This is a genomic window from Palleronia sediminis, assembly GCF_004358695.1.
Lineage (GTDB): Bacteria > Pseudomonadota > Alphaproteobacteria > Rhodobacterales > Rhodobacteraceae > Palleronia > Palleronia sediminis.
In genome coordinates, this window is record NZ_SNAA01000009.1 from 88,894 (window position 1) to 111,863 (window position 22,970).

Consider the following 22,970-nt stretch of genomic DNA (forward strand, 5'->3'; position numbering starts at 1 on the left):
GCGGGGGCGGCAAGACGAAGGCCCGCGACAGGAGCCTCGCCCCCATGCCCCGATTCGGCTTTACGCTGCACGCCACGGACGGCACCGCCCGGACGGGCACGATCGCGACCCCGCGCGGCGAGATCCGCACGCCCGCCTTCATGCCGGTGGGCACGGCCGCCACGGTCAAGGGGATGCTGCCCGAAAGCGTGCGTGCCACGGGCGCCGATATCCTGCTCGGCAACACCTATCACCTGATGTTGCGCCCCGGCGCCGAGCGGATCGAGCGGCTGGGCGGGCTGCACCGCTTCATGAACTGGGAGCGGCCGATCCTCACCGATTCGGGCGGGTTCCAGGTGATGAGCCTCGCCGATCTGCGAAAGCTCACCGAAGAGGGTGTGACGTTCCGCAGCCATATCGACGGCTCGCGCCACACGCTCACCCCCGAGCGCAGCATGGAGATCCAGCGCGCGCTGGGCTCGGATATCGTCATGGCCTTCGACGAATGCCCTGCGCTGCCGGCCGACCGCGACCGGATCGCCGGGTCGATGCGGCTGTCGATGCGCTGGGCGCGGCGGTCGCGCGACGCCTTCGGCGACCGGCCGGGCCATGCGCTATTCGGGATCGTGCAGGGCGGGCTGGAACGCGACCTGCGCACCGATTCGGCCGAGGCGCTGCGCGAGATCGGGTTCGACGGCTATGCCATCGGCGGCCTCGCCGTGGGCGAGGGGCAGGCGGCGATGTTCGACTGCCTCGACTACGCGCCGGGCCTGCTGCCGCAGGATCGCCCGCGCTACCTGATGGGGGTCGGCAAGCCCGACGATATCGTGGGCGCGGTCGCGCGCGGCGTCGACATGATGGATTGCGTGCTGCCCTCGCGGTCGGGGCGGACGGGGCAGGCCTGGACGCGGCGCGGGCAGGTCAACATCAAGAACGCCCGCCATGCCGACGATCCGCGCCCGCTGGACGAGGATTGCACCTGTCCCGCCTGCCGCGGCTATTCCCGCGCCTACCTTCACCACGTCTTTCGCGCCGGAGAGATGATTTCGGGGATGCTGCTGACCTGGCACAACCTGCATTATTACCAGCAGATCATGGCCGGAATGCGCGAGGCCATCGCTGCGGGCCGCTTTGACGAATGGCAGGCCGCTTTCCACGCGCTGCGGGCCGAGGGCGATATCGACCCGGTCTGAGCGGGGGGGGGCCGGGACGCGGCGGCGCATTGACAAGCCGGGCGCGCTCGTTACCTGACCGGGGCCATGTCCAAAGCCTCCAAGATCACCATGGGCGGCGCGCCCGAAGGGTTCGATGCCCGCCTCGTCCTGTCCGAACTCGGGTCCGGGGGCGCCGTCATCCACGTCGCCCGCGACGACAAGCGCCTCGCCGCCATGCAGGCCGCGCTGGCCTTCTACGACCCCGGCCTGCCGGTTTTTGCCTTTCCCGCCTGGGATTGCCTGCCCTATGACCGGGTGAGCCCCAATGCCGATATCTCGGCCGAGCGGATGGCGACGCTGGCCGCGCTGACCCACGCGATGCCCAAGCGGTTCGTCCTGCTGACCACGGTGAACGCGGCCACGCAAAAGATCCCCCCACGCGACACGGTGGCGGGCGCATCCTTTACCGCGACGGTCGGCAACCGCCTGGACGAGGCGGCGCTGCGCGCGTTCCTCGTGCGGATGGGGTTCACCCAGGCGCCGACCGTGCTCGAGCCGGGCGACTATGCCATCCGCGGGGGCATCATCGACATCTATCCGCCGGGCCAGTCGGGGCCCGTGCGGCTCGACCTGTTCGGCGACACGCTGGACGGCGCGCGCCGTTTCGACGCCGCGACCCAGCGCACCACCGAGACGCTGCGCGAGGTCGAGCTTGCGCCCGTCTCGGAGGTCATCCTCGACGAGGACGCGATCACCCGGTTCCGCCAGAACTACCGCATCGAGTTCGGCGCGGCTGGCACCGACGATCCGCTTTACGAGGCGGTCAGCGCGGGGCGCAAACATGCCGGGGTCGAGCATTGGCTCGGCTTTTTCCACGACCGGCTCGAGACGATCTTCGACTACCTGCCCGAGGCGCGGATCACGCTCGACGACCAGGTGACGCCCATGCGCATCGCGCGCTGGGACCAGATCGCCGACCAGTACGACAACCGCCGCGACGCGATGACCAAGAAGGGGCGGGTCGATTCGGTCTACAAGCCCGCGCCGCCCGCGACGCTCTATCTCGACGATGACGGCTGGGAGGCCGCGACGGCGAACCATCGCCGCGTGCGGTTCCACCCGCTGCCGCAGGCCTCGGGGCCGGGGGTGGTCGATGGCGGCGGCCGGATCGGGCGCAGTTTCGCCCCCGAGCGCCAACAGGAAAACGTCAGCCTTTTCGGGGCCTTGGCCGACCACGTGAAAGCGCGCCGCGGCGAGGGGCAGGTCATCGTCGCCTCCTATTCCGAAGGCGCGCGCGAGCGGCTGACCGGCCTGCTCGAGGACGAGGGCGTGACCGGCGCCACCCCGATCGACAGCTTTCGCGACGTGCCCGAGGGGCGCGGGGGGCTCTACCTCGCGGTCTGGGCGCTCGATGCGGGGTTCGAGGGGCCGGGCGATGGCGGGCGGCTCACCGTCATCTCCGAACAGGACGTGCTGGGCGACCGGCTGGTGCGCAAGGGCCCGCGCAAGCGCCGCGCCGACAATTTCCTGACCGAGGCGCAATCGCTCAGCCCCGGCGACCTTGTGGTGCATGTCGATCACGGGGTCGGACGGTTCACCGGGCTCGAAGTCGTGACCGCCGCCGGAAGCCCGCATGAATGCGTGCTGCTCGAATATGCGGGCGGCGACCGGCTGTACCTGCCCGTCGAGAACGTCGAGCTGCTCAGCCGGTTCGGCCACGAGGAAGGGCTTCTCGACAAGCTCGGCGGCGGCGCGTGGCAGGCCAAGAAGGCCCGCCTCAAGGAACGTCTGCGCGAGATCGCCGACCGCCTCATCCGCATCGCCGCCGAAAGGCTGTTGCGCAGCGGCCAGATCCTCGAGCCGCCCGATCACGCGTGGGAGGATTTCAGCGCCCGTTTCCCCTACGAGGAAACCGACGACCAGATGCGCGCCATCGACGACGTGCTGACCGACATGGCCTCGGGCACGCCGATGGATCGGCTGATCGTGGGCGACGTCGGGTTCGGCAAGACAGAGGTGGCGATGCGCGCGGCCTTTGTCGCGGCAATGTCGGGCGTGCAGGTGGCGGTGATCGCGCCCACCACGCTGCTGGCGCGGCAGCACTTTAAATCCTTTGCCGAACGGTTCCGCGGTTTTCCGGTCGAGGTGCGGCAACTGTCGCGCTTCGTCTCGGACAAGGAGGCCAGGCTGACCCGTCAGCGCGTGGCCGAGGGCACCTGCGACATCGTCGTGGGCACCCATGCGCTGCTCAGCAAGAGCGTGAAATTCAAGCGGCTGGGGCTGCTCGTCGTCGACGAGGAACAGCATTTCGGCGTCTCGCACAAGGAACGGCTCAAAGGGCTCAAGACCGATGTGCATGTGCTGACCCTGACCGCGACGCCCATCCCGCGCACGCTGCAACTGTCGCTGACCGGGGTGCGCGACCTCTCGATCATCGGCACGCCGCCGGTCGACCGCCTGGCGATCCGCACCTATGTCTCGGAGTTCGACGAGGTGACGATCCGCGAGGCGCTGCTGCGCGAACATTACCGCGGCGGGCAGAGCTTTGTCGTGGTGCCGCGGATCAAGGATCTCCCCGAGATGGAGGCGTTCCTCAAGGAGCAGCTCCCCGAGCTCAGCTATGTCGTGGCGCATGGCCAGATGGCGGCGGGCGAGCTCGACGACCGGATGAACGCCTTTTACGACGGGGCCTACGGCGTTCTGCTGGCCACGACCATCGTGGAATCGGGGCTCGACATCCCGACCGCCAACACGATGGTCATCTGGCGCGCCGACATGTTCGGACTGGCCCAGCTCTACCAGATCCGGGGCCGGGTGGGGCGCGCCAAGACCCGCGCCTATGCCTATCTCACCACCAAGCCGCGCGCGAAACTGACGCCCGCCGCAGAAAAGCGGCTGCGCGTTCTGGGCTCGCTCGACAGTCTCGGGGCGGGCTTCACCCTGGCCAGCCAGGACCTCGATATCCGCGGCGCGGGCAACCTTGTCGGCGAGGAACAATCGGGCCAGATCCGCGAGGTGGGCTACGAGCTCTACCAGTCGATGCTCGAAGAGACGATCGCCCGGCTCAAGGCGGGCGAGCTCGAGGGGATCGACGGGCTGGGCGAGGCGGGCGACTGGTCGCCGCAGATCAATCTCGGCGTGCCGGTGCTGATCCCCGATACCTACGTGCCCGATCTCGACGTGCGGCTGGGGCTCTACCGGCGGCTGTCGGACCTGACCTCCAAGGTCGAGCTCGAGGGGTTCGCCGCCGAGCTCATCGACCGGTTCGGAGAGCTGCCGCGCGAGGTCAACACGCTGCTGCTGGTCGTGCGCATCAAGGCCGAGTGCAAGAAGGCCGGCATCGCCAAGCTCGACGCAGGGCCCAAGGGCGCAACGGTGCAGTTCCACGAGGATCGCTTTGCCAATCCCGCGGGGCTGGTGCAGTTCATCGAGGCGCAGCAGGGGCTGGCCAAGGTGAAGGACAACAAGATCGTGGTGCGGCGCGACTGGGACAAGGCACGCGACCGCATCAAGGGATCCTTCGCCATCGCGCAGGACCTGGCGCGCTATGCAAGGAAGCCGGAGACCAAGGCGGCGGCCGCGGGCTGAGCCGCCGGCGGGCGGTAAGCGAACCGCGCGGACTTGCGTGCGACTTGCCTAGAACGCGAGGACTTGCGCGCGACCTTGCCTGGAACGCGCGGACTTGCGCGCGATAGACGTCATGCAAGGCGCCGAAGCGGCGGGCGAGCGCGCGGTCCTCGGCATATCCCGCAGGGGCGAGGGCCGCGACCCCCGCCGCGGCCGCGGCCAGCACCTGCGGCGCGGCGGCAAGGATGCCGAGCCCGATCAGGCTGATCGCCTGCCCGGCATATTGCGGATGGCGGCGGCGGGCATAGGCGCCGCCGGTGACGAGCCCCGCATCCCAGCCGCTCGTGCCCTTCAGCCCCGCGTCGACGATGCCGCGCCCCTGCACGACAAAGGACATGAGCGTCAGCACCGCCCCGCCGATCCCCCAGCGCAGCCATGCGGCCCAGCCGAGCGCGTTCCACTCGGCCGCGCCGGCGCGGATCAGCCCGACATAGATGGCGACGGTCAGGCCCCAGGCCCAGGCGGCGGTGAACCAGTGCCCCGCGCGCGGGGCGGGCGGAACCCCCGCCTGCCGCGCCCGCGCGATTTCCGTTGCCCGCCGCACGATCGCGGATATGGTTAATAATTATTGACGGAGGCGATCATGGTCGGACGGGCCTGTCTTCGGATCCTGGCGCTGGCAATGCTGACGGCGGGCGCGGCGGTCGCCGGGCCGCTCGAGCTGTCGGACACGCCCTTTGCGCCCTATCTCACGGCGCAGACCTTCACCTGCTCGAACAAGACCTGCGGCGAGATGCGCTCCTGCGCCGAGGCCTGCCACGCGCTGCTCGTCTGCGGCGAGACGGCGCGCGACCGCGACCGCGACGGCATCCCCTGCGAAAGCCTCTGCTCGGCCCCGTGCTGAGGGCCTTGCGTCAAATCTTCTCTTTCCAAATACCCGGATACCGTGCCGCCGCCCGCGCGGCGCGTTCAGGTGGCGCGCAGCGCGGCGAGGTCGTCCATGACCCGCAGCCAGAGCTCGGTCGGCTGGGCGCCCGGCACGACATGGCGCTCGGCCACGACGAATGTCGGCACCGCCGTGACCCCGCGGGCGCGGGCATGCGCATCGCGGCGCGCGATCTCGTCGCGATCCGCGTCCGAGGCAAAGAGCCGGGCGACCAGCGCATCCTCCATCCCGATGGCGCGGGCGATGGCGCAAAGCTCGTCAGAATCGCCGATATCGCGCCCCTCGCGGAAATAGGCCGAGAACAGGGCGGCCACGGCGGCCTGCTGGCATCCCTCGAGCCCCGCCCAATGGATCAGCCGGTGCGCGTCGGTGGTGTCGGGGGTGCGCGCGATGCGGTCCCAGGCGATGTCGAGCCCGGCCTCCTCGGCGGCCTCCATCACCGGGGCATAGGCGCGCGCGACCCCGTCGCGGCCGCCGAACTTGCCCTCGAGATAGGCGGCGCGGTCCATGCCGCCGCGTGGCATCTCCGGATTGAGGCGGAACGGGTGCCAGGCGATGTCGAACCCGTGGTCGGGCCGTTCGGCCAGCGCCGCGTCGAGCCGCGCCTTGCCGATATAGCACCACGGGCAGATCGGATCCGACAGGATGTCGAGCGCGACGCGATCCGGTGCAGCGCGCCCCGCACGGGGAAAGAGGCTCGGGGGGAAGTCGTCGGTCATGGCGCGTCTGCCCGGTCGGGATCGCCGGCCCCGAGGGCGGGATCGAGTATTTCAGGAAACAGAGAAGGGCCGGGCGCGCGAGGGGGGCGCGGCCCGGCACGCGGTTCAGTCGGTGCGGCCGATGGGGCTGTCGGGCACCTGTTCGTCGCCGAAATCCTTGTCGTCGGCATAGACGTCCTCGCCCACGCCGATATGGGCGGCCGAGGCGCGGATGTTCGCGCTGTCGCGGGATTCGTCCATCGCGATATCGGCGGGCACGGCGCCCTGGGTCCATTCGGTGAGCTGTTCCTCGGCCTCGGCGCGGGTCAGCTCGTGGCGCCGGGCGAGGTAGTCGACCAGCCGCTCGCGGTCGCCGTCGAGCGTGAGCAGGTCGTTCTCTTCGGTCTGGGGCCAGCGTTGCATGATCGCCGCCACGAAGGCCGGCCAGTTCCGTTTCACGGCGTTCCACTGCATCGGATCGTCCTTTTTGCTGTATCGGGCGCGAGTGAGGGGCAATGCGCGGGCGGTGGCGATGTTCCGCGCCGCCGCTCAGAAGGCGGCGTCGTCGGGATCGGGCGTGACCAGCCTGACCGCGCCCGTCGTCGCGTCGGCCGCGATCCGCACCGGGGCGAGCACCAGACCGCAGCCTGCAGGCCAGAGCGCCATCAGCGCCAGCGCGAGCCTAGCCCTCTTCATACCACCACAGGTCGGGCTGGAACCCGTTCCAGTCGCCATAGGCGGGCAGGGTGTCGGGATAGTGCAGCGCCGACGAATGGGCGAGGTAGGAGACGGGGTTGAACCAGATCGGCACGACATAGCGCCCCGCCGTCAGCACCCGGTCCAGCGCCTTGACGGTGGCCACGAAATCCGCGTCGTCGGCGGCGTTCACCAGCCGGTCGGTCAGCGCGTCGATGGCCTCGGACTGGACGCCCATCCAGTTGCGCGACCCCTCCTGACCCGCGGCCTCGGAGCCCCAGTAGAGCTTTTGCTCGTTGCCGGGGCTGAGCGAGAGCGCGCGCCAGTACCACGTCATGTCGAAATCGAAGGCGTTTGTGCGTTCGGTGAACTGCGCGCCGTCGACCGTGACCACCTCGGGCTCGATCCCCAGCCGCTGGAGCGCCGAGGCGTAGAGATCGGCGATCTGGCGCGTCTCGGACGCGCCCGCCGCGCTCTGGCTGAGCAGGATCTCGAAGGTGAAGGGCCGCCCATCGGCGTCGCGCAGCCGGCCCGCGTCGCCCACCGTCCAGCCGGCCTCGGCCAGCAGGTCGAGCGCCGCGCGCGTGCCCGCGCGGTTGCGTTCGGACCCGTCCGAGACGGGCAGGGCATAGCCCTCGATCGTGCCGGGCAGGAGGCTGTCGGCAAAGGGTTCGAGCAGGTCGCGCACCGCGCCCTCGGCGGGGCCGTGCGACATGCCGAGGATCGAGTTCGAGAAATACGATCCGATGCGCGGCAGCTCGCCGTCATTGAGGACCTGGTTCACGAATTCAAAGTTGAAGGCCTGGATCATCGCCTCGCGCACCCGCCAGTCGTCGAAGGGCGGGCGGCGGGTGTTCATCACGAAGCCCTGGATGCCCGAGGGGCGTTCATGCGCGATCTCGGACAGCACCACGTCGCCCGAGCGCACGGCGGGGAAATCGTATTGCGTGTTCCACTTGCGGGGGTTCGTCTCGCGCAGGGTGGTGAGCTGGCCGCCCTTGAACGCCTCGAACATGACCGAGGCGTCGCCGAAGAACTCGAGCCGGATCTCGTCGATATTGGCCTGGCCCGCCATGTAGGGCACCACGCCATATCCCCAGTAATCGGGATCGCGGCGGAGCGAGACATAGGCGCCGGCCTCGAAATCGTCGATGACATAGGGGGCGGTGGTGATGGGGATCTCGGTCAGGCCGGACTGGGTGAAATCCTTGCCCTCCCACTGGGCCTTTTTCAGGATCGGGCGCATCCCCATGATGAGCGCAAGCTCGTCATCGGCGGTGTTGAAGGTGATGCGGACGCTGCGCTCGCCGGTCTGCTCGATCCGCTCGACCTTGTCCCAGGTGCCGAGATAGCGGGGGTGGCCGACCGTGCCCAGCGTCTCGTAGGACCAGATCACGTCCTCGACCGTGACGGGCGTGCCGTCGGAAAACCGCGCCTCGGGGCGGAGCGTGTATTCCACCCACGAGCGGTCCGGCGCGGTTTCCACCGACTCGGCCAGCAGCCCGTAGAGCGTGAAGGGCTCGTCGAGCGAGCGGCCCATGAGCGATTCGTAGGCGACGAAGCGCAGCATCCACGGCGCCGTGCCCTTGAGGATATGCGGGTTGAGCGAATCGAAGGCGCCGATCTCGCCCTGGACGATGCGCCCGCCCTTGGGCGCGTCGGGATTGGCATAGGGCATATGGGTGAAATCGGGCGGCAGGGCGGGGCTGCCGAACATGGCGATGCCATGGGCGGGCTCGGCCCCGGCGGGGGGCGCGAGAGCGGCGGTGCAGGCCAGCGCCAGCGCCAGACCCGAGGCGCGGATCGTTTCCCTGAGCATGACGGCAATTCCCTTGGGGTGGCTTTGCGGCCAGACTAGAGACGGACGGCGCCCGATTCAAACGCGGAACGCCGCGAAAACAGGTTTTTACGTTTGATTTCTGAATCGAATGGCGTATAGATGAGGCACTGCTCGATAGGTTTCTTGCCTGTATGAAACCTGCCTCAATAACTTGACGCCCGCTTTGCGCGGGCGTTTTTTTTTGGCTGTGCGGCCTCGGTTGGGTGGATTGCCTTGCGCCTGCAATAACGGCCGAGCTTGGCCGCGCAACCCCCCGGACGCCAAGGAAACTTCAAGGAAATCGGCGGCTTGGGCGGGGTGGGCTGGCTTGTCTTTCCGCAGGGGCGCATAGATTGCCCGGTTGAAGAGACGCAGCAGGAAAGGACAGGCCATGACCTTGAAGGGCAAGACCGCCATCGTCACCGGATCGAACTCGGGAATCGGGCTCGGGGTGGCGCGCGAACTGGCGCGGGCGGGCGCCGATATCGTGCTCAATTCCTTTACCGACCGGGACGAGGACCACGCCCTGGCCGAGCGGATTTCCGCCGAGTTCGGCGTCGGCGCGCGCTATATCAAGGCGGACCTGTCGCGCGGCGACGAGGCGCGGGCGCTGGTCGAGACGGCCGGGCGCTGCGACATCCTGATGAACAACGCCGGCATCCAGCATGTCGCCCCGATCGAGTCGTTTCCGGCCGGGAAATGGGACGCGATCATCGCCATCATGCTGAGCTCGGCCTTTCACACGATGGCGGTCGCGGTGCCGATGATGCGCGAGGCGGGCTGGGGGCGGATCATCAACCTCGCCTCGGCGCACGGGCTGCGCGCCTCGCCCTACAAATCGGCCTATGTCGCGGCCAAGCACGGGGTGGTGGGGCTGACCAAGGTCGCCGCGCTCGAGACGGCGGAGGACCCGATCACGGCCAACACGATCTGTCCGGGCTACGTGATGACGCCGCTGGTCGAGGACCAGATCCCCGACACGATGGAGCAATACGGCATGGATCGCGAGACGGCGATCCGCGAGGTGATCCTTGCCCGGCAGCCCTCCAAGGAGTTCGCGACGGTCGAGCAGATCGGCGGGGTCGCGACGTTCCTGTGTTCGGACGCGGCGGCGCAGATCACCGGCACGTCGATCAGCGTCGATGGCGGCTGGACCGCACGCTGAAGCGCGCGGCCCCGCGGGGGCTATTCCAGCGCGTGGCGGTAGAGGTGCCAGCTTGCATGGCCCAGCACGGGCAGCACCACGAAGAGCCCCAGGAACCACGGCACCAGCGCCAGCAGCGTCAGCACCGCGATGATCGCGGCCCATGTGCCCATGACGACCGGGTTCGCGCGGGTGACGCGCAGGCTGAGCCGCATGGCGGTGACGAAGTCGATCTCGCGCTCGAGCAGCATCGGCAGGGCGATCGCCGTCATGGCGAACAGGAAGAACGCAAAGATGGCGCCGAAGGCGAGCTCGGCCACGACGAGGACCAGCCCCGCGCCCGAAAGATAGCTCGCCAGGTCGTCGGGCGGCCCCAGAAGCGCCTGCGGCCCCATCACGAGGGCGAAGAGCATGTGGGCGAAAAAGCTCCAGAACAGGAAGTAGAACGCGATCACCGCGCCCGCCCAGGGGATCTGGCGGTTCCGTTCCTCCCAGATGACGGACAGCACCTCGGGAAAGGACAGGGGCGCGCCGCGTTCGAGCCTGCGGCTGACCTCGTAGAGGCCGACGGCGAGGAAGGGGGCGAGCAGTGGGAAGCCCAGCGACAGCGTCAGCGTCCAGGTGAACAGCCCCGCGCCCAACTGCGACAACACCAGCCCCCCCAGCGCATAGACCGCCGAGAAGAATAGCCCGTAGAGCGGCGCGGCGCGGAAATCGGCCCAGCCGCGGCCGAGGATATAGACGATATGGCCGAGATGGAGCCGCGCGGGGCGGGGCAGGTCCTCGGGTGTCTGGTAGTCGGGGTGGAGCGTCATGCGGTCCCTTTCACGCGGCCCTTGCACCCGGAGCCTAGCCGATTCGGACGGGCGATGTCGCGTGTTCATCGGCGCGGCGGCCGGGGGGCTGGTCACGCGCGCCGCGCGGCACAGGTAGGGCGGCAGCACAGGACGGGGAAGGGAGCCGCATGGCAAAGCCGATCAACCTGGCCCTTCAGGGCGGCGGGGCGCACGGGGCCTATGCCTGGGGGGTGCTCGACCGCATCCTCGAGGGCGGAGAGCTGCGGATCGCGGCCATCTCGGGCACCTCGGCGGGGGCGCTGAACGGGGCCGCGCTCAAGGCGGGGTTCGCCGCCGGCGGCCCCGAGGGCGCGCGCGCCGCGCTCGCCGCGCTGTGGGGCCGTGTCGCGGGGGTGGGCGGCCCGGCGCTGGCGTCTTGGCTTGCGCCCTTCACCCCCGGCAACCGCGCGCTGAGCGCGGCCCTGTCGCAATCGCCCGCCTATATCTGGGGCGAGGCCGTGTCGCGCGCGACCAGCCCCTATGCGCTGGGTCCGTTCTACGCCAACCCGCTGCGCCCGATCGTGGAGGAGTTCGATTTCGACGGGGTGTGCGGTGACAATGGCCCGGCCCTGTTCGTCTGCGCGACGCGGGTGCGCGACGGGCGGGCGCGGGTGTTTTCGGGCGACGAGATCGACACCGACGCGATCCTCGCCTCGGCCTGCCTGCCGACGCTGTTCCAGGCCGTCGAGATCGACGGCGAGGGCTATTGGGACGGCGGCTATACCGGCAACCCGGCGCTGTTCCCGCTTTACGAGACGCGGTTTCCCGACGACGTGGTGATCGTCAACATCAATCCGCTGCGCCGCGAGGAGCTGCCGAAAAGCGCGCCGGAAATCCTAAACCGGATCAACGAGGTGAGCTTTAACGCGTCGCTTCTGGCGGATCTGCGGGCGATCCGTTTCGTGCAGCGGCTGATAGATGCGGGGCGGGTGCCGCGGGGGGCGATGAAATACGTGCTGGTCCACATGATCGACGACACGGCGATGATGGCCGATCTGTCGGTCGCGACCAAGGTGCTGCCGTCGCCGGTGCTGATCGACCGGATGTTCCGGGCCGGGCGCGCCGCGGCCGAGGGCTTTGTCGCGGCGCATCTGGGCGATGTCGGCGAACGCTCGACCGTGGACCTGGCGGGGATGTACGATTGAGCGGGTGGCGGGTCATCGGCGCGGTGGCGGCCCTGTTGCTCGTCACGGGCGCCGCCGCGCCGGCCGCGGCGCAGGCGCGTTGCACCATCGAGCGGCTGGGCACGGCGGCCTGCGATCCGGTCGAGCGTCCCGCCGGCTCGAAGCCGACCGAGGGGCCGGGGGCGCCGGGGATCGACGCGGGCGCGGCGGGTCTCGGCGCCGAGGGGATGCTGCCCGAGACGGAGCGCGAGAGCGTCATAGGCGACAGCGTGACGCCCGTCCTGCCGGGTGCGGGGCCGATGCCCTGCGCGGCGAACTCGCTGGGCATCACCGCCTGTTGAGGGCCGGGGCTGCGCGAGGGGGCTATTGCGCCGCTTCGAGCCGGGGCTTGGTCGGATCCTTGCCATTGGGATAGACGAGCCCCGCCGAGATCACGAGCTTGGCCGCATCCTCGACCGTCATCTCGAGCTCGATCAGCTCGGAGCGGGGCACGAAAAGCAGGAAGCCCGAGGTCGGGTTGGGCGTCGTGGGCAAAAACACCGCCGCCTTGTCGTCGCTGGTGGGGATGATCTCGGCCACCTCGCCCTTGGCCGAGGTCGAGACGAAGGCGATGGCCCATATGCCCTTGCGCGGGTATTCGATCAGCACGGCCTTGTCGAACGAGGTCTCGGTCTGGGCGAACACGGTCTCGGCGATCTGTTTCAGCCCCGAATAGACCGAGCGCACGATGGGCGTGTAGAACACGATGCTTTCGGCCCAGCGCAGCAGCGAGCGGCCGATCAGCCCCTTGGCGAGCCAGCCGATCGCCACCGTGAACACCAGGAAAAAGATGACGCCGACGCCGCGCAGGTTGATCCCGATATATTGCTCGGGGCGGAAACGCATCGGCACGAAGGGCAGCACCACCGCGTCGATCCAGCCGATGGTGGCCCAGATCAGCCAGACGGTCAGGCCGATGGGGGCGATCACCACCAGCCCGGTCAGGAAATTGCCCCGGAACCGGGACAGGATGCCCGGCCGTCGCGGCAGGGCGGGCGCATCGGGGAGCTTCATCTTGGACGATCTGGCCACGGGGGAAGATCCGGCTGGGTCAAGGGGTGGACGCGATTGTGTCGGCCGGTGAGGGCGGCCGACAGGTCAATCTAGGCCCCGCGCCCGGCCCTTACAACGGATCAATCTGCGCGCCCGCGACCCGGTCGCGCAAACCGGCTATTTCGCGGGCGATCGCCGCGCCCAGACACGCATTGTTGAGCACGAGCGCGATATTGGCCTCGAGCGAGCGGCCGTCGGTCAGCTCGTAGAGGCGGGCGAGCAGGTAGGGCGTCACCGATTTCGCGGCGATGCCGTCGGCCTCGGCATCGGCGAGGGCCTGCTCGATCAGCGGCGCCAGAGTCTCGGCGGGGATCTCGTCGGCCTCGGGGATGGGGTTGGCGGCCAACTGCCCGCCGGGCAGGCCCAGCGCGCCGCGCATGACATGGGCCGCGGCGATCTCGGAGGCGGTGTCGAGCCGGAGCGGCGCGGGATGGGGCGAGCGGCGCGACCAGAAGGCCGGCAGCACGTCCTGGCCCACGGCGATCACGGGCACGCCGTAGGTCTCGAGCACCTCCCAGGTCTTGGGCAGGTCGAGAATGGCCTTGGCGCCCGCGGCCACCACGGTCACGGGGGTCTCGGCCAGTTCGCGCAGGTCAGCAGAAATGTCGAAGCTGAGCTCGGCGCCGCGATGCACGCCGCCGATGCCGCCGGTGGCGAAGACCTCGATCCCGGCGAGGCGCGCGGCGATCATGGTGGCCGAGACGGTGGTGGCGCCGGTGCCGCCGGTGGCCATGCAGGCGGCGAGATCGGCGCGGCTGAGCTTGGCCACGTTCTCGGCGCGGGCGAGCTGGGACAGCGCCTCGTCGGTGAGCCCGACATGCAGCGTGCCCTCGATCACGGCGATGGTGGCGGGCACCGCGCCCTCGTCGCGGATCACGGTCTCGATGCGGCGCGCGGTCTCGAGATTGCGCGGCCAGGGCATGCCGTGGGTGATGATGGTGCTTTCGAGCGCGACCAGCGGCGTTCCGGCCTCGCGCGCGGCGGCGACCTCGGGGGAATAGGCGATGGGTCCGGTCATGGGGCGAGCTCCTTGGAGATGTGGGAGGCGGCATAGGCGAGCGCCGCATCGAGGGCCGCGGCGCGGTCGGCGCCGCCGCGTTCGGCGGCGATATGGGCCGCCATGAAGGCATCGCCCGCGCCGGTGACGCCGACCACGCGCACGGGCGGGGGCGTCGCGATGAGCAGCCCCTCGGCATCGGCCATGGCCGCGGGGGCGGCGCCGTCGGTGACGATGGCGCGCGCGGCACCGGCGGCGACCAGCGCGGGGGCCGCGTCGGCGGCGTCGGGCGCGCCGGTGGCGCCCAGCAGGATCCCGGCCTCGGCGCGGTTGACGTAGAAGGTCGCGCGGGGGTGCGACAGCAGCGGGATCAGCCGCTCGGCCTTGCCCGGAGAGGCGGGGGCCACGCGCAGATCGGCGCGGGCGAGCCAGGGCGCATCGGCCAGGCGCGCGAGCAGGTCGGCGGGCAGGTTGCCGTCGAGCGCCGCGCAGCCCTCGAAGGGCACGTCGGGGGTGGCGAGGCGGCCATCCTCGAGCGGGGCGAGGATGCGCGCGCCGGCGGCCTCGAGCGTATGGGCATCGGCGATGGCGGCGATCAGGCCGTTGGTGCCCTCGATCGCCATGTAGCGGTCGGTGGGCAGGCCCTCGGGGCGGTGGACATGGGCGATGCCGATGCCGTGGCGGGCGATGAGCGCCAGCAGCGCGTCGCCCTCGGGGTCGCAGCCCACGGCGCTGAGCAGGTCGGGCGCATGGCCGAGGCGGGCGAGCCCCATGGCGATGTTGAGCGCCACGCCGCCGGGCTGGGCGCGGATGCGGCCGGGGCGGTCGTCGCCCGCGCGCATGGCGGTGGGCGCGCAGCCGATGAGATCCCACAGGACGCTACCGATGCAGAGGGGGGCGGTGCTCATGCGCGGGCATTTGCGTCATGGGCGCCGCCGAAGCAAGCGCCGATCTGCGCGAATGCGGGCGGTCGGCGCGGTCATGGTTGGGTGAGGCGGTTCGCGTGGTGGGTGAGGTTCGGCGCGCAAGTTGTTGATGGGGATCGTTTCCAAGGGCGTTTCCCCTTCGTGATGGCACCGCGCGGCGACTTGGCGGCGTGGCAAGCCCGGCGTGGCAGGGTGGTCGGGCTGGAGACGGGGACCGCTCGGGGAATGACGGAGGGCAGGCATGGGGAGCAGGCGGCATGACGGTGACGCGGGTGCAGGACGAGGGCGGGGAGCGCGCGGAGGCGCTTCTCGACCTGGCGGAGGAACAGGTGGTCGAGATCCTCGGCGACCTCGAAGGGGCGAAGCTGCGGCTGCGCGCGGAGGATGCGCTGGTCGAAAGCGAGTTGCGGGGGCTGTCGGAGGCGCTGAGGCGCGCGGTGCAGACCATGTTCACCGAGCGCGAAAGGCTCGACGCGCTCAGGCGCAAGCAGGCGGGGATCGCGCATGATTACGCGATGGATTTCGAGGCGGCGCGGGCCGAGATCGGCCGGAGGCTGGCGCGCTTGCGCGCGGCGGGCCATGGCTGAGCGCGCGGGGATGGGGGCATGAGCTGCGCCGATTGCGCGCCGCCGCCCGTGCCGCTGGGCGGAGGGGCCGCCGCGATCGCCGCGGCGGCGCCCGAAGTGCAGGCCGCGTTCCTGTCCGACCTGACGGAGGGGGAGTTGCTGGCGCTGCCCTATCTCTTCGGCTTCTGGGCGATGCGCCACCAAGTGCCGCCGCCGGGCGACTGGCGGTCCTGGGTGATCCTGGGCGGGCGCGGCGCGGGCAAGACGCGGGCCGGCGCCGAATGGGTGCGGTCGATGGTCGAGGGGCCGCGGCCGATGGACGGGGGCGCCGCGCGGCGCATGGCGCTGGTCGGCGAGACCATCGAGCAGGTGCGCGAGGTGATGGTCTTTGGCGAGAGCGGGATCATGGCCTGCGCGCCACCCGACCGCCGCCCGGCCTGGGAGGCGACGCGCAAGCGGCTCGTCTGGCCCAACGGTGCGGTGGCCCAGGTCTTTTCCGCGCATGAGCCCGAGGCGCTGCGCGGGCCGCAATTCGACGCGGCCTGGGTGGACGAGCTGGCCAAGTGGCGCAAGGCCGAGGCCGCCTGGGACATGCTCCAGTTCTGCCTGCGGCTGGGCGATCTGCCGCGGCAATGCGTGACCACGACGCCGCGCAACGTGCCGGTGCTCAAGCGGTTGCTGGCGGCGCCCTCGACGGTGGTGAGCCGGGCCGCGACCGAGGCCAACCGCGCCAACCTCGCCGCGTCTTTCCTGGCCGAGGTGGAGGCGCGCTATGGCGGCACGCGGCTGGGCCGGCAGGAGTTGTCGGGCGAGCTGCTGGAGGAGGTCGAGGGCGCGCTGTGGACGCGCGCCGGGCTCGACGGGTGCCGGGGCGGGTTCGCGCCCGCGCGGGTGGTCGTCGCCGTCGATCCGCCGGCGACCGGCGCGGGCGATGCCTGCGGGATCGTCGTGGCGGGCGTGTCAGCCTGCGGCGAGCGGGCCGTGGTGCTGGAGGATGCGAGCGTCGAGGGCGCCTCGCCCGACACATGGGCGCGCGCGGCGGTGGCCGCCTATCACCGCCACGGGGCCGACCGGCTGGTGGCCGAGGTCAACCAGGGCGGCGACATGGTCGAGACCATCGTGCGCCAGGTGGACCGCACGGTGAGTTACCGCGCCGTTCACGCCAGCCGTGGCAAGGTGGCGAGGTCGGAACCGGTGGCCGCGCTCTACGAACAGGGGCGGGTGGTCCACCGGGGGCGGCTCGACGCGCTGGAGGGCGAGATGTGCCTGATGAGCGTGGCGGGTTTCCAGGGGGCGGGCAGCCCCGACCGGGTCGATGCGCTGGTCTGGGCGCTGACGGAACTGATGCTGCGCGGCCCGGCGGCCCGGCCGCTGGTGCGCAGCCTGTGAGGGGAGAGGCGATGTTTGGACTGGGAAAACGCGAGGGCGCGCGTGCGGCGCCCGAGGCCAAGGCGAGCGCGGCCGGGCGGCTGGTCGCGCAGCGCAGCCTCGGGGGCGGCGGCCGGGTCGCCTGGTCGCCGCGCGATACCGGGTCGCTGATGCGCAACGGGTTCCAGGGCAACCCGGTGGGGTTCCGCTGCGTGCGGATGGTGGCCGAGGCCGCCGCCGCGCTGCCGGTGGTGCTGGAGGCGGGCGGCGCGCGGATGGCGGCGCATCCCGCGCTCGAGCTGCTGGCGCGGCCCAATGGCGGGCAGGGCCGGGCCGAGCTGTTCGAGGCGCTGTTCGGGCAGATCCTGCTGTCGGGCGATGGCTATGTCGAGGCGGCCGGCACGCGAGGCGGCGGCTTGCCCGAAGAGCTGCACGTCCTGCGTTCGGACCGGATGTCGGTCGTGCCCGGCGCCGACGGATGGCCGGTGGGCTATGAATACGCGGTGGGCGCGGCGCGGCACCTGTTCCGGGTCGAGGGCGGGCTGTCGCCGGTGTGCCATATCCGCAGCTTTCACCCGACGGACGACCATTACGGTCTGTCGCCGATGCAGGCGGCGGCGGGCGCGATGGACGTGCATAACGCCGCGTCGCGCTGGTCCAAGGCGCTGTTGGACAATGCCGCGCGGCCGTCGGGAGCGATCGTCTACCAGGGCGGCGAGGGGATGCTGCCGCCCGAGCAGTTCGACCGGCTTTTGTCCGAGATGGAGGCGCATCACCAGGGCGCGCGCAATGCGGGGCGGCCGATGCTGCTCGAAGGGGGGCTCGACTGGAAGCCGATGGGGTTCTCGCCCTCGGACATGGAGTTTCGCCAGACCAAGGAGACGGCGGCGCGCGAGATCGCGCTGGCCTTCGGGGTGCCGCCGATGCTGCTGGGGATACCGGGCGACGCGACCTATGCCAATTACGCCGAGGCGCATCGGGCGTTCTATCGCCTGACGGTGCTGCCGCTGGCCGGGCGCGTGCTGGGCGGGCTGTCGCACTGGCTGGGCCGCTTCGCGGGCGAGGCGCTGGCGCTGGGCGTCGATCTGGACGCGGTGCCGGCGCTGGCGGCCGAGCGCGAGGCGCGTTGGCGCCGGATCGGCGCGGCCGCCTTCCTGAGCGACGACGAGAAGCGGGCCCTGTTGGGGCTGGGACCGAAGGGGGGTGAATGATGGAGCTTGAGCGGAAGTTCTGCGCGGGCGGCGACGGGCCGGGGCTGGTCGTGGAGGGCGCCGGGATCGAGGGCTATGCCTCGATTTTCGGCGCGGTGGACCAGGGCGGCGACGTGGTCGAGCCGTGCGCCTATGGCGCGTCGCTGACGGCGCTGGCCGCGCGGGGCGGCAAGGTGCGGATGCTGTGGCAGCACGATCCCGCCCAGCCCATCGGCGTCTGGGACGAGGTGCGCGAGGATGGGCGCGGGCTGTGGGTGCGCGGGCGGCTCTTGCCCGAGGTGGCGCGCGCCCGCGAGGCGGCGGCGCTGCTCGAGGCGGGGGCCATCGACGGGCTGTCGATCGGCTATCGCACCCGGCGCGCCACCCGCGATGCGGGCGGCGGGCGGCGGCTGACGGAGCTTGAGCTTTGGGAGGTGTCGCTCGTGACCTTCCCGATGCTCGGAGAGGCGCGGGTCGGGGCCAAGGGCGACGCGCCCGGCGCCCCCGATCCGATGCGCGACCTGGCGGCGGCGCTGCGCGACGCCCGGCAGGCATTGGCGACGGGCGGCTGAGGCCCGGCGCGCAAACCGACAGGAGACGAGCGATGGATGCGACCGGGACAGGATCCCGGCCGGAGGAGGCATGCCTTTCCCCGGCCCAGGAAATGAAAGCCGCAATGACTGATTTCGTCAGCGATCTCAGGGGCTTTCAGAACGACGTTATGAAACGGCTTCAACAACAGGAAGAGCGACTGACCATGCTTCAGGCCAAATCCGCGGGCGCCGGCCGCCCGATGCTGAGCACCGCCGCCGAAAGCGGCATCCCCCATCAGAAGGCCTTTGAGGCCTATGTCCGCCAGGGCTGCGACGACGCGCTGCGGGGGCTCGCGCTCGAGGGCAAGGGGATGAGCGCCGCGGTGGCGGGCGACGGCGGCTATCTCGTCGATCCGCAGACCGCCGAGGAGGTCGGGGCGGTGCTGCGCTCGACCGCGTCGATCCGGTCGGTCGCCACGGTCGTCAATGTCGAGGCCACGAGCTTTGACGTGCTGATCGACACCGCCGAGGCGGGCGCGGGCTGGGCCAGCGAGACGGGCGGCGTGGTCGAGACGGGCACCCCCCAGATCGAGCGCATCACCATCCCGCTGCACGAGCTGTCGGCCCTGCCCAAGGCGAGCCAGCGGCTGCTGGACGACGCGGCCTTTGACATCGAGGGCTGGCTGGCGGGGCGCATCGCCGAGAAATTCGCGCGTGCCGAGGCCGCGGCTTTCATCCTGGGCGACGGCATCGAGAAGCCGCGCGGCTTTCTCAGCCATCCGGTCGTGCCCGAGGCGGAGTGGTCCTGGGGCGAGATCGGCAGCGTGGCGAGCGGCGTCGAGGGCGGGTTCGACGGGGCCGATGCCATCGTCGATCTCGTCTATGCGCTGGGCGCGGGATACCGGGCCAATGCGAGTTTCGTGATGAACTCGAAGACGGCGGGCGTGGTGCGCAAGCTCAAGGATGCCGACGGGCGGTTCCTGTGGTCGGACGGGCTGGCCGCGGGCGAGCCCGCGCGGCTGATGGGGTACCCGGTGCTGATCGCCGAGGACATGCCCGATATCGCCGCCGGCTCGGCCGCGCTCGCCTTCGGCGATTTCGCCGCCGGCTACACCATCGCCGAGCGCCCCGACCTGCGCATCCTGCGCGATCCGTTCAGCGCCAAGCCGCATGTGCTGTTCTACGCGACCAAGCGCGTGGGCGGCGACGTGAGCGATTTCGCCGCGATCAAGGTGATGCGCTTCTCGGCCGTCTGACGGCCGGAAGAGGCCGTCCGCGCCCGGCGACGGGGGCGGGCGGTCGGGCGGGCGGGCCGGTCGACCGGGTCGGCCAGCAGACCTTCCGCCCGAGCGGCGAGGAAGGCCGGACCGCCCCCCAAAGCTAGCGACCGGAAGCGGTCATCGGGATTGCAGGAGGAGAGAGATGTATCTGACCGAGCTTTCGGAGATCGCGGCCGGGGATCTGCCCGTGGGCCAGTTGCGGCGGCAGCTCAGGCTGGGGACGGGGTTTGCCGACGACGCGGCCGAGGATGCGGCGCTGGCGCGGACGCTGCGCCAGGCGCTGGCCCAGGTCGAGGCGCTGACCGGGCGCGCGGTGCTGCGGCGCGCGTTCCGCCTGTCGGTCGATGGCTGGCGGATGGCGGGGCGGCAGGCGCTGCCGCGCGGGCCGCTGGTCTCGGTCGCGAGCATGACGCTGTTCGCGCCCGACGGCGCCGCGGAGGAGGTCGCGCTCGACCGGGTGCATGTGGCGCGGGGGCCGGGACAGCCGGCGCTGGTCGCGCGCGGCTTTGGCCTGCCGGCGATCCCGGCGGGCGGGCATTGCGAGATCGTGTTCGAGGCGGGGCTGGCGGCAAGCTGGTCCGAGGTGCCGGGCGACATGGCGGCGGCGGTGCTGGCGCTGGCGGTGCAGCGCCATGACGACGTGCGCGGCCTGACGGCTCTGCCGCGCGGCGTGGCCGAGTTGCTGGCGCCCTACCGGGTGCTGCGCCTCGCGGGGGCGTGGTGATGGGCGGGTTGTCGCGGCGGCTGGTGCTGGAGATGCGGGTGCGCGTGCCCGACGGGGCGGGCGGGTTCGCCGAGGATTGGGCGGGTCTGGGCATCCTGTGGGCGGCGATGCGGCCGGGTTCGGCGCGCCGCGTGGGCGCCGACGAGATGAGCCTTTCGCGGGTGGGCTGGCGGATCACGGTGCGGGGCGCCCCGGTGGGCTCGCCCGCGCGGCCGGTGGCGGGCCAGCGGTTCCGCGAGGGCGGACGGGTCTTCGCCATTCGCGCGGTGCGCGAGGCGGATGCGGCGGGCGAGCACCTGACCTGCTTTGCCGAAGAGGAGACGGCGCAATGAGCTACGCAATGGCGGCGGCGTTGCAGGCGGCGGTGTTCGCCCGGCTCGCGGGGGATGCGGGGCTTGGCGCGATCGCGCCGGTCCATGACGCGGTGCCCGAGGGGGCACCTCCGGGGACATGGGTGACATTGGGCGAGGAGCGGGTGCGCGACCGCTCGGACCGCAGCGGCGCGGGGGCGGAGCACGAGTTCGTCGTGAGTGTGCTGAGCGACGCGGCGGGGTTCGCCACGGCCAAGCGCGCGGCGGCGGCGGTGTCGGACGCGCTGCTGGGCGGGCCGCTGGAGCTGGAGCGGGGCCGGGTGCTGACGCTGGCATTCCGGCGCGCGCAGGCGAAACGGTCGGGTGCGGCGCGCCGAATCGACCTGAGCTTTCGCGCGCATCTGACTGACGATTGACGGTTTTATTCAAAACGGAGGGCGGTGCCATGGCGGCGCAGGGCGGCAAGGATCTACTCATCAAGATAGACCTCGACGGGCAGGGCCTGTTCGAGACGGTGGCCGGGCTGAGGGCGACCCGGATCTCGTTCAACGCGCAAAGCGTGGACGTGACGAGCCTCGATAGCGCGGGGGGCTGGCGCGAGCTTCTGGGCGGCGCGGGCGTGCGCAGCGCGCAGGTCAGCGGCTCGGGCGTGTTCCGCGACGCGGCATCGGATGCGCGGGCGCGGCAGGTGTTCTTTGACGGGGTGGTGCCGCGGTTCCAGGTGATCGTGCCCGATTTCGGCATCGTCGAGGGCCCGTTCCAGATCGCGGGGCTGGAATATGCCGGCACGCTGGAGGGCGAGGCGACCTTCGAGATGTCGCTCGTCTCGGCGGGTGAGCTGACCTTTACGGCGCTGTGATGGCGAACCCCTGGGCCGGAGAGGTGGTGCTGGTCGTCGACGGCGAGCGGCGGGTGGCCAAGCTGACGCTGGGCGCTCTGGCTGAGCTCGAGGCCGAGCTGGGTGCCGATACGCTGGTCGAGCTGGTCGCGCGGTTCGAGGACGGCCGCGCGCGCAGCCGCGACCTGATCGCGCTGCTCGCGGCGGGTTTGCGCGGTGGCGGCTGGGCGGGCACGGCGGCCGATCTCGCGCGCGCCGAGGTCGCGGGCGGTGGTCTGGACGCGGTGCGGGCAGCGGGGCAGTTGCTGGCCCGCGGGTTCGGCGCGGCATGACCCGGTTCGACTGGCCCGCGCTGATGCGGGCGGGTGCGGCGCTGGGGCTGCGACCGGCCGAGTTCTGGGCGCTGACGCCCGCGGAGCTCGAGCGGATGCTGGGCGGCGGGGGCGGTGGGCCCGTGCCGCTGGGCCGGCGGCGGATGGAGGAGCTGTCCGCCGCCTTTCCCGATATCGGAAAGGACGCGACATGAGCGAGGATCTGGAGACGGCGCTGGAGGCGCTGGAGGACAGCGCGGGCGGGGCGGGTGCGTCTCTGGGCGCGCTTGAGGGCGAATTGCGCGCGGTGCGGGGCAGCGCCGAGGCCGCCGGACAGGGGGTGTCGGTGCTGTCGGGCGGGATCTCGCGCGAGCTGCGCCGCGCCTTTGACGGGGTCATCAGCGACGGCGCGCGGCTGAGCGACGTGCTGCGCGATGTGGCGCGGTCGATGGTCGATGCGGCCTATAACGCGGCGCTGGCGCCGGTGACGTCGGCCATCGGGGGCGCGGCCTCGGGTGCGATCGAGAGCGCGGTGGGCGCCCTGATGCCCTTTGCCAAGGGCGGATCGTTCGCGCAGGGGCGGGTGATGCCGTTCGCGACCGGGGGCATCGTCACGGGCCCGGTGACCTTTCCCATGCGGGGCGGCACCGGATTGATGGGCGAGGCGGGCCCCGAGGCGATCATGCCGCTCGCGCGCGGGGCCGATGGCAAGCTGGGCGTGCGCGCGCCGGGCGGCGGGGCGGGGCCGGTGCAGGTGGTCGTCAACGTCTCGACCCCCGACGCCGAGGGGTTCCGCCGCTCGCGCGGGCAGATCGCCGCCGAGATGAGCCGGGCGCTGGCGCGCGGCCGCCGCAATCTTTGACAAGGGGGA

The 22,970-nt window shown here is 71.2% G+C and carries 27 protein-coding genes; 18 read left to right on the top strand and 9 right to left on the bottom strand.

Features of this window, described 5'->3' with window-relative positions:
• Window positions 1-44: 44 nt before the first annotated feature.
• Both tgt and mfd read left to right on the top strand, forming a co-directional pair.
• The gene (gene tgt / locus E2L08_RS09525) at window positions 45-1,172 is read left to right on the top strand and encodes a tRNA guanosine(34) transglycosylase Tgt (protein ID WP_133396839.1); all 1,128 of its coding nucleotides are present in this window, start codon (window positions 45-47) and stop codon (window positions 1,170-1,172) included.
• 66 nt (window positions 1,173-1,238) lie between these two features.
• Window positions 1,239-4,721, top strand: coding sequence for a transcription-repair coupling factor (mfd, locus tag E2L08_RS09530; protein ID WP_133396840.1), 3,483 nt, complete (start codon window positions 1,239-1,241; stop codon window positions 4,719-4,721).
• Here mfd and E2L08_RS09535 read toward each other — a convergent pair.
• Window positions 4,642-5,304 (bottom strand): methyltransferase family protein, encoded by a 663-nt coding sequence (locus tag E2L08_RS09535; protein ID WP_133396841.1) that lies wholly within the window; start codon window positions 5,302-5,304, stop codon window positions 4,642-4,644. The genes mfd and E2L08_RS09535 overlap by 80 nt on opposite strands.
• Before the next feature lie 39 nt (window positions 5,305-5,343).
• Here E2L08_RS09535 and E2L08_RS09540 point away from each other — a divergent pair, with 39 nt between their 5' ends.
• Window positions 5,344-5,604, top strand: a complete 261-nt coding sequence (locus tag E2L08_RS09540; RefSeq protein WP_133396842.1) for an excalibur calcium-binding domain-containing protein — start codon at window positions 5,344-5,346, stop codon at window positions 5,602-5,604.
• 65 nt (window positions 5,605-5,669) lie between these two features.
• Here E2L08_RS09540 and E2L08_RS09545 read toward each other — a convergent pair whose 3' ends face one another.
• The 4 genes from E2L08_RS09545 to E2L08_RS09555 form a co-directional block, all read right to left on the bottom strand.
• Window positions 5,670-6,365 carry a DsbA family oxidoreductase gene (locus E2L08_RS09545; RefSeq protein WP_133396843.1) on the bottom strand — a complete coding sequence of 232 codons (696 nt, stop codon included), beginning with the start codon at window positions 6,363-6,365 and terminating at the stop codon, window positions 5,670-5,672.
• A 105-nt stretch (window positions 6,366-6,470) separates the two neighbouring features.
• On the bottom strand, window positions 6,471-6,818 hold the full coding sequence (locus E2L08_RS09550) for a CsbD family protein (protein ID WP_133396844.1): 348 nt from the start codon (window positions 6,816-6,818) through the stop codon (window positions 6,471-6,473).
• A 75-nt stretch (window positions 6,819-6,893) separates the two neighbouring features.
• On the bottom strand, window positions 6,894-7,040 hold the full coding sequence (locus E2L08_RS17015) for a hypothetical protein (RefSeq protein WP_168771112.1): 147 nt from the start codon (window positions 7,038-7,040) through the stop codon (window positions 6,894-6,896).
• Window positions 7,027-8,859: an extracellular solute-binding protein gene (locus E2L08_RS09555; protein ID WP_133396845.1), complete on the bottom strand. Its 1,833-nt coding sequence runs from the start codon at window positions 8,857-8,859 to the stop codon at window positions 7,027-7,029. Before E2L08_RS09555 ends, E2L08_RS17015 begins: the two co-directional genes overlap by 14 nt.
• Window positions 8,860-9,250: 391 nt before the next feature.
• Here E2L08_RS09555 and E2L08_RS09560 point away from each other — a divergent pair, with 391 nt between their 5' ends.
• Window positions 9,251-10,024, top strand: coding sequence for a 3-hydroxybutyrate dehydrogenase (locus E2L08_RS09560; protein ID WP_133396846.1), 774 nt, complete (start codon window positions 9,251-9,253; stop codon window positions 10,022-10,024).
• 20 nt (window positions 10,025-10,044) lie between these two features.
• Here E2L08_RS09560 and E2L08_RS09565 read toward each other — a convergent pair whose 3' ends face one another.
• Window positions 10,045-10,818 (bottom strand): DUF2189 domain-containing protein, encoded by a 774-nt coding sequence (locus tag E2L08_RS09565; RefSeq protein WP_133396847.1) that lies wholly within the window; start codon window positions 10,816-10,818, stop codon window positions 10,045-10,047.
• A gap of 149 nt (window positions 10,819-10,967) precedes the next feature.
• On the opposite strand from E2L08_RS09565, the gene E2L08_RS09570 reads away from it, so the two are divergent.
• Both E2L08_RS09570 and E2L08_RS09575 read left to right on the top strand, forming a co-directional pair.
• Window positions 10,968-11,984, top strand: coding sequence for a patatin-like phospholipase family protein (locus tag E2L08_RS09570; RefSeq protein ID WP_133396848.1), 1,017 nt, complete (start codon window positions 10,968-10,970; stop codon window positions 11,982-11,984).
• The gene (locus tag E2L08_RS09575) at window positions 11,981-12,304 is read left to right on the top strand and encodes a hypothetical protein (RefSeq protein WP_133396849.1); all 324 of its coding nucleotides are present in this window, start codon (window positions 11,981-11,983) and stop codon (window positions 12,302-12,304) included. The genes E2L08_RS09570 and E2L08_RS09575 overlap by 4 nt, the downstream gene beginning before the upstream one ends.
• A 22-nt stretch (window positions 12,305-12,326) precedes the next feature.
• On the opposite strand, the gene E2L08_RS09580 is transcribed toward E2L08_RS09575, so the two are convergent.
• The 3 genes from E2L08_RS09580 to E2L08_RS09590 all read right to left on the bottom strand — a co-directional run bounded on the left by E2L08_RS09580 (window position 12,327) and on the right by E2L08_RS09590 (window position 14,960).
• On the bottom strand, window positions 12,327-13,016 hold the full coding sequence (locus tag E2L08_RS09580; protein ID WP_133396850.1) for a DUF502 domain-containing protein: 690 nt from the start codon (window positions 13,014-13,016) through the stop codon (window positions 12,327-12,329).
• Window positions 13,017-13,125: 109 nt separating this feature from the next.
• Window positions 13,126-14,073 (bottom strand): pseudouridine-5'-phosphate glycosidase, encoded by a 948-nt coding sequence (locus tag E2L08_RS09585; RefSeq protein ID WP_133396851.1) that lies wholly within the window; start codon window positions 14,071-14,073, stop codon window positions 13,126-13,128.
• Window positions 14,070-14,960, bottom strand: a complete 891-nt coding sequence (locus E2L08_RS09590; protein WP_133396852.1) for a PfkB family carbohydrate kinase — start codon at window positions 14,958-14,960, stop codon at window positions 14,070-14,072. The genes E2L08_RS09585 and E2L08_RS09590 overlap by 4 nt, the downstream gene beginning before the upstream one ends.
• A 275-nt stretch (window positions 14,961-15,235) precedes the next feature.
• Here E2L08_RS09590 and E2L08_RS09595 point away from each other — a divergent pair, with 275 nt between their 5' ends.
• The 12 genes from E2L08_RS09595 to E2L08_RS09650 all read left to right on the top strand — a co-directional run bounded on the left by E2L08_RS09595 (window position 15,236) and on the right by E2L08_RS09650 (window position 22,961).
• Window positions 15,236-15,565, top strand: a complete 330-nt coding sequence (locus tag E2L08_RS09595; RefSeq protein WP_240758184.1) for a hypothetical protein — start codon at window positions 15,236-15,238, stop codon at window positions 15,563-15,565.
• An 18-nt stretch (window positions 15,566-15,583) separates the two neighbouring features.
• On the top strand, window positions 15,584-16,933 hold the full coding sequence (locus tag E2L08_RS09600) for a DNA-packaging protein (RefSeq protein ID WP_133396853.1): 1,350 nt from the start codon (window positions 15,584-15,586) through the stop codon (window positions 16,931-16,933).
• A gap of 11 nt (window positions 16,934-16,944) precedes the next feature.
• On the top strand, window positions 16,945-18,123 hold the full coding sequence (locus E2L08_RS09605) for a phage portal protein (protein ID WP_133396854.1): 1,179 nt from the start codon (window positions 16,945-16,947) through the stop codon (window positions 18,121-18,123).
• Complete coding sequence (locus E2L08_RS09610; protein WP_133396900.1) at window positions 18,123-18,674, top strand: HK97 family phage prohead protease; 552 nt, start codon at window positions 18,123-18,125, stop codon at window positions 18,672-18,674. The genes E2L08_RS09605 and E2L08_RS09610 overlap by 1 nt, the downstream gene beginning before the upstream one ends.
• Before the next feature lie 32 nt (window positions 18,675-18,706).
• A complete protein-coding gene (locus E2L08_RS09615) occupies window positions 18,707-19,891 on the top strand; it encodes a phage major capsid protein (RefSeq protein WP_133396855.1) in 1,185 nt (394 codons plus the stop codon).
• Window positions 19,892-20,057: 166 nt separating this feature from the next.
• A complete protein-coding gene (locus E2L08_RS09620; protein WP_133396856.1) occupies window positions 20,058-20,639 on the top strand; it encodes a head-tail connector protein in 582 nt (193 codons plus the stop codon).
• Window positions 20,639-20,971 carry a head-tail adaptor protein gene (locus tag E2L08_RS09625; protein ID WP_206076994.1) on the top strand — a complete coding sequence of 111 codons (333 nt, stop codon included), beginning with the start codon at window positions 20,639-20,641 and terminating at the stop codon, window positions 20,969-20,971. The genes E2L08_RS09620 and E2L08_RS09625 overlap by 1 nt, the downstream gene beginning before the upstream one ends.
• Complete coding sequence (locus E2L08_RS09630; protein ID WP_133396858.1) at window positions 20,968-21,366, top strand: DUF3168 domain-containing protein; 399 nt, start codon at window positions 20,968-20,970, stop codon at window positions 21,364-21,366. Before E2L08_RS09625 ends, E2L08_RS09630 begins: the two co-directional genes overlap by 4 nt.
• Window positions 21,367-21,395: 29 nt before the next feature.
• On the top strand, window positions 21,396-21,809 hold the full coding sequence (locus E2L08_RS09635; protein WP_133396859.1) for a phage major tail protein, TP901-1 family: 414 nt from the start codon (window positions 21,396-21,398) through the stop codon (window positions 21,807-21,809).
• Entirely contained in the window at window positions 21,809-22,120 is a 312-nt protein-coding gene (locus E2L08_RS09640; protein WP_133396860.1) for a gene transfer agent family protein, read from the top strand. The genes E2L08_RS09635 and E2L08_RS09640 overlap by 1 nt, the downstream gene beginning before the upstream one ends.
• Window positions 22,117-22,314, top strand: a complete 198-nt coding sequence (locus tag E2L08_RS09645) for a rcc01693 family protein (protein ID WP_133396861.1) — start codon at window positions 22,117-22,119, stop codon at window positions 22,312-22,314. The genes E2L08_RS09640 and E2L08_RS09645 overlap by 4 nt, the downstream gene beginning before the upstream one ends.
• Window positions 22,311-22,961 (top strand): RcGTA-type gene transfer agent tail tape measure protein, encoded by a 651-nt coding sequence (locus E2L08_RS09650; protein ID WP_133396862.1) that lies wholly within the window; start codon window positions 22,311-22,313, stop codon window positions 22,959-22,961. The genes E2L08_RS09645 and E2L08_RS09650 overlap by 4 nt, the downstream gene beginning before the upstream one ends.
• Window positions 22,962-22,970: the final 9 nt, after the last annotated feature.

What these genes read in the sequence shown, in the direction of transcription:
- E2L08_RS09565 (WP_133396847.1), bottom strand. Translation starts at nt 10,818, where the DNA reads ATGACGCTCCACCCCGACTACCAGACACCCGAGGACCTGCCCCGCCCC.
- E2L08_RS09625 (WP_206076994.1), top strand. Translation starts at nt 20,639, where the DNA reads ATGGGCGGGTTGTCGCGGCGGCTGGTGCTGGAGATGCGGGTGCGCGTG.
- E2L08_RS09560 (WP_133396846.1), top strand. Translation starts at nt 9,251, where the DNA reads ATGACCTTGAAGGGCAAGACCGCCATCGTCACCGGATCGAACTCGGGA.
- E2L08_RS09590 (WP_133396852.1), bottom strand. Translation starts at nt 14,960, where the DNA reads ATGAGCACCGCCCCCCTCTGCATCGGTAGCGTCCTGTGGGATCTCATC.
- E2L08_RS09650 (WP_133396862.1), top strand. Translation starts at nt 22,311, where the DNA reads ATGAGCGAGGATCTGGAGACGGCGCTGGAGGCGCTGGAGGACAGCGCG.
- E2L08_RS17015 (WP_168771112.1), bottom strand. Translation starts at nt 7,040, where the DNA reads ATGAAGAGGGCTAGGCTCGCGCTGGCGCTGATGGCGCTCTGGCCTGCA.
- E2L08_RS09605 (WP_133396854.1), top strand. Translation starts at nt 16,945, where the DNA reads ATGTTTGGACTGGGAAAACGCGAGGGCGCGCGTGCGGCGCCCGAGGCC.
- E2L08_RS09580 (WP_133396850.1), bottom strand. Translation starts at nt 13,016, where the DNA reads ATGAAGCTCCCCGATGCGCCCGCCCTGCCGCGACGGCCGGGCATCCTG.
- E2L08_RS09630 (WP_133396858.1), top strand. Translation starts at nt 20,968, where the DNA reads ATGAGCTACGCAATGGCGGCGGCGTTGCAGGCGGCGGTGTTCGCCCGG.
- E2L08_RS09550 (WP_133396844.1), bottom strand. Translation starts at nt 6,818, where the DNA reads ATGCAGTGGAACGCCGTGAAACGGAACTGGCCGGCCTTCGTGGCGGCG.
- E2L08_RS09635 (WP_133396859.1), top strand. Translation starts at nt 21,396, where the DNA reads ATGGCGGCGCAGGGCGGCAAGGATCTACTCATCAAGATAGACCTCGAC.
- E2L08_RS09585 (WP_133396851.1), bottom strand. Translation starts at nt 14,073, where the DNA reads ATGACCGGACCCATCGCCTATTCCCCCGAGGTCGCCGCCGCGCGCGAG.
- E2L08_RS09555 (WP_133396845.1), bottom strand. Translation starts at nt 8,859, where the DNA reads ATGCTCAGGGAAACGATCCGCGCCTCGGGTCTGGCGCTGGCGCTGGCC.
- E2L08_RS09600 (WP_133396853.1), top strand. Translation starts at nt 15,584, where the DNA reads ATGAGCTGCGCCGATTGCGCGCCGCCGCCCGTGCCGCTGGGCGGAGGG.
- E2L08_RS09645 (WP_133396861.1), top strand. Translation starts at nt 22,117, where the DNA reads ATGACCCGGTTCGACTGGCCCGCGCTGATGCGGGCGGGTGCGGCGCTG.
- E2L08_RS09610 (WP_133396900.1), top strand. Translation starts at nt 18,123, where the DNA reads ATGGAGCTTGAGCGGAAGTTCTGCGCGGGCGGCGACGGGCCGGGGCTG.
- E2L08_RS09640 (WP_133396860.1), top strand. Translation starts at nt 21,809, where the DNA reads ATGGCGAACCCCTGGGCCGGAGAGGTGGTGCTGGTCGTCGACGGCGAG.
- E2L08_RS09570 (WP_133396848.1), top strand. Translation starts at nt 10,968, where the DNA reads ATGGCAAAGCCGATCAACCTGGCCCTTCAGGGCGGCGGGGCGCACGGG.
- E2L08_RS09620 (WP_133396856.1), top strand. Translation starts at nt 20,058, where the DNA reads ATGTATCTGACCGAGCTTTCGGAGATCGCGGCCGGGGATCTGCCCGTG.
- E2L08_RS09540 (WP_133396842.1), top strand. Translation starts at nt 5,344, where the DNA reads ATGGTCGGACGGGCCTGTCTTCGGATCCTGGCGCTGGCAATGCTGACG.
- E2L08_RS09615 (WP_133396855.1), top strand. Translation starts at nt 18,707, where the DNA reads ATGGATGCGACCGGGACAGGATCCCGGCCGGAGGAGGCATGCCTTTCC.
- E2L08_RS09595 (WP_240758184.1), top strand. Translation starts at nt 15,236, where the DNA reads ATGACGGTGACGCGGGTGCAGGACGAGGGCGGGGAGCGCGCGGAGGCG.
- tgt (WP_133396839.1), top strand. Translation starts at nt 45, where the DNA reads ATGCCCCGATTCGGCTTTACGCTGCACGCCACGGACGGCACCGCCCGG.
- E2L08_RS09545 (WP_133396843.1), bottom strand. Translation starts at nt 6,365, where the DNA reads ATGACCGACGACTTCCCCCCGAGCCTCTTTCCCCGTGCGGGGCGCGCT.
- mfd (WP_133396840.1), top strand. Translation starts at nt 1,239, where the DNA reads ATGTCCAAAGCCTCCAAGATCACCATGGGCGGCGCGCCCGAAGGGTTC.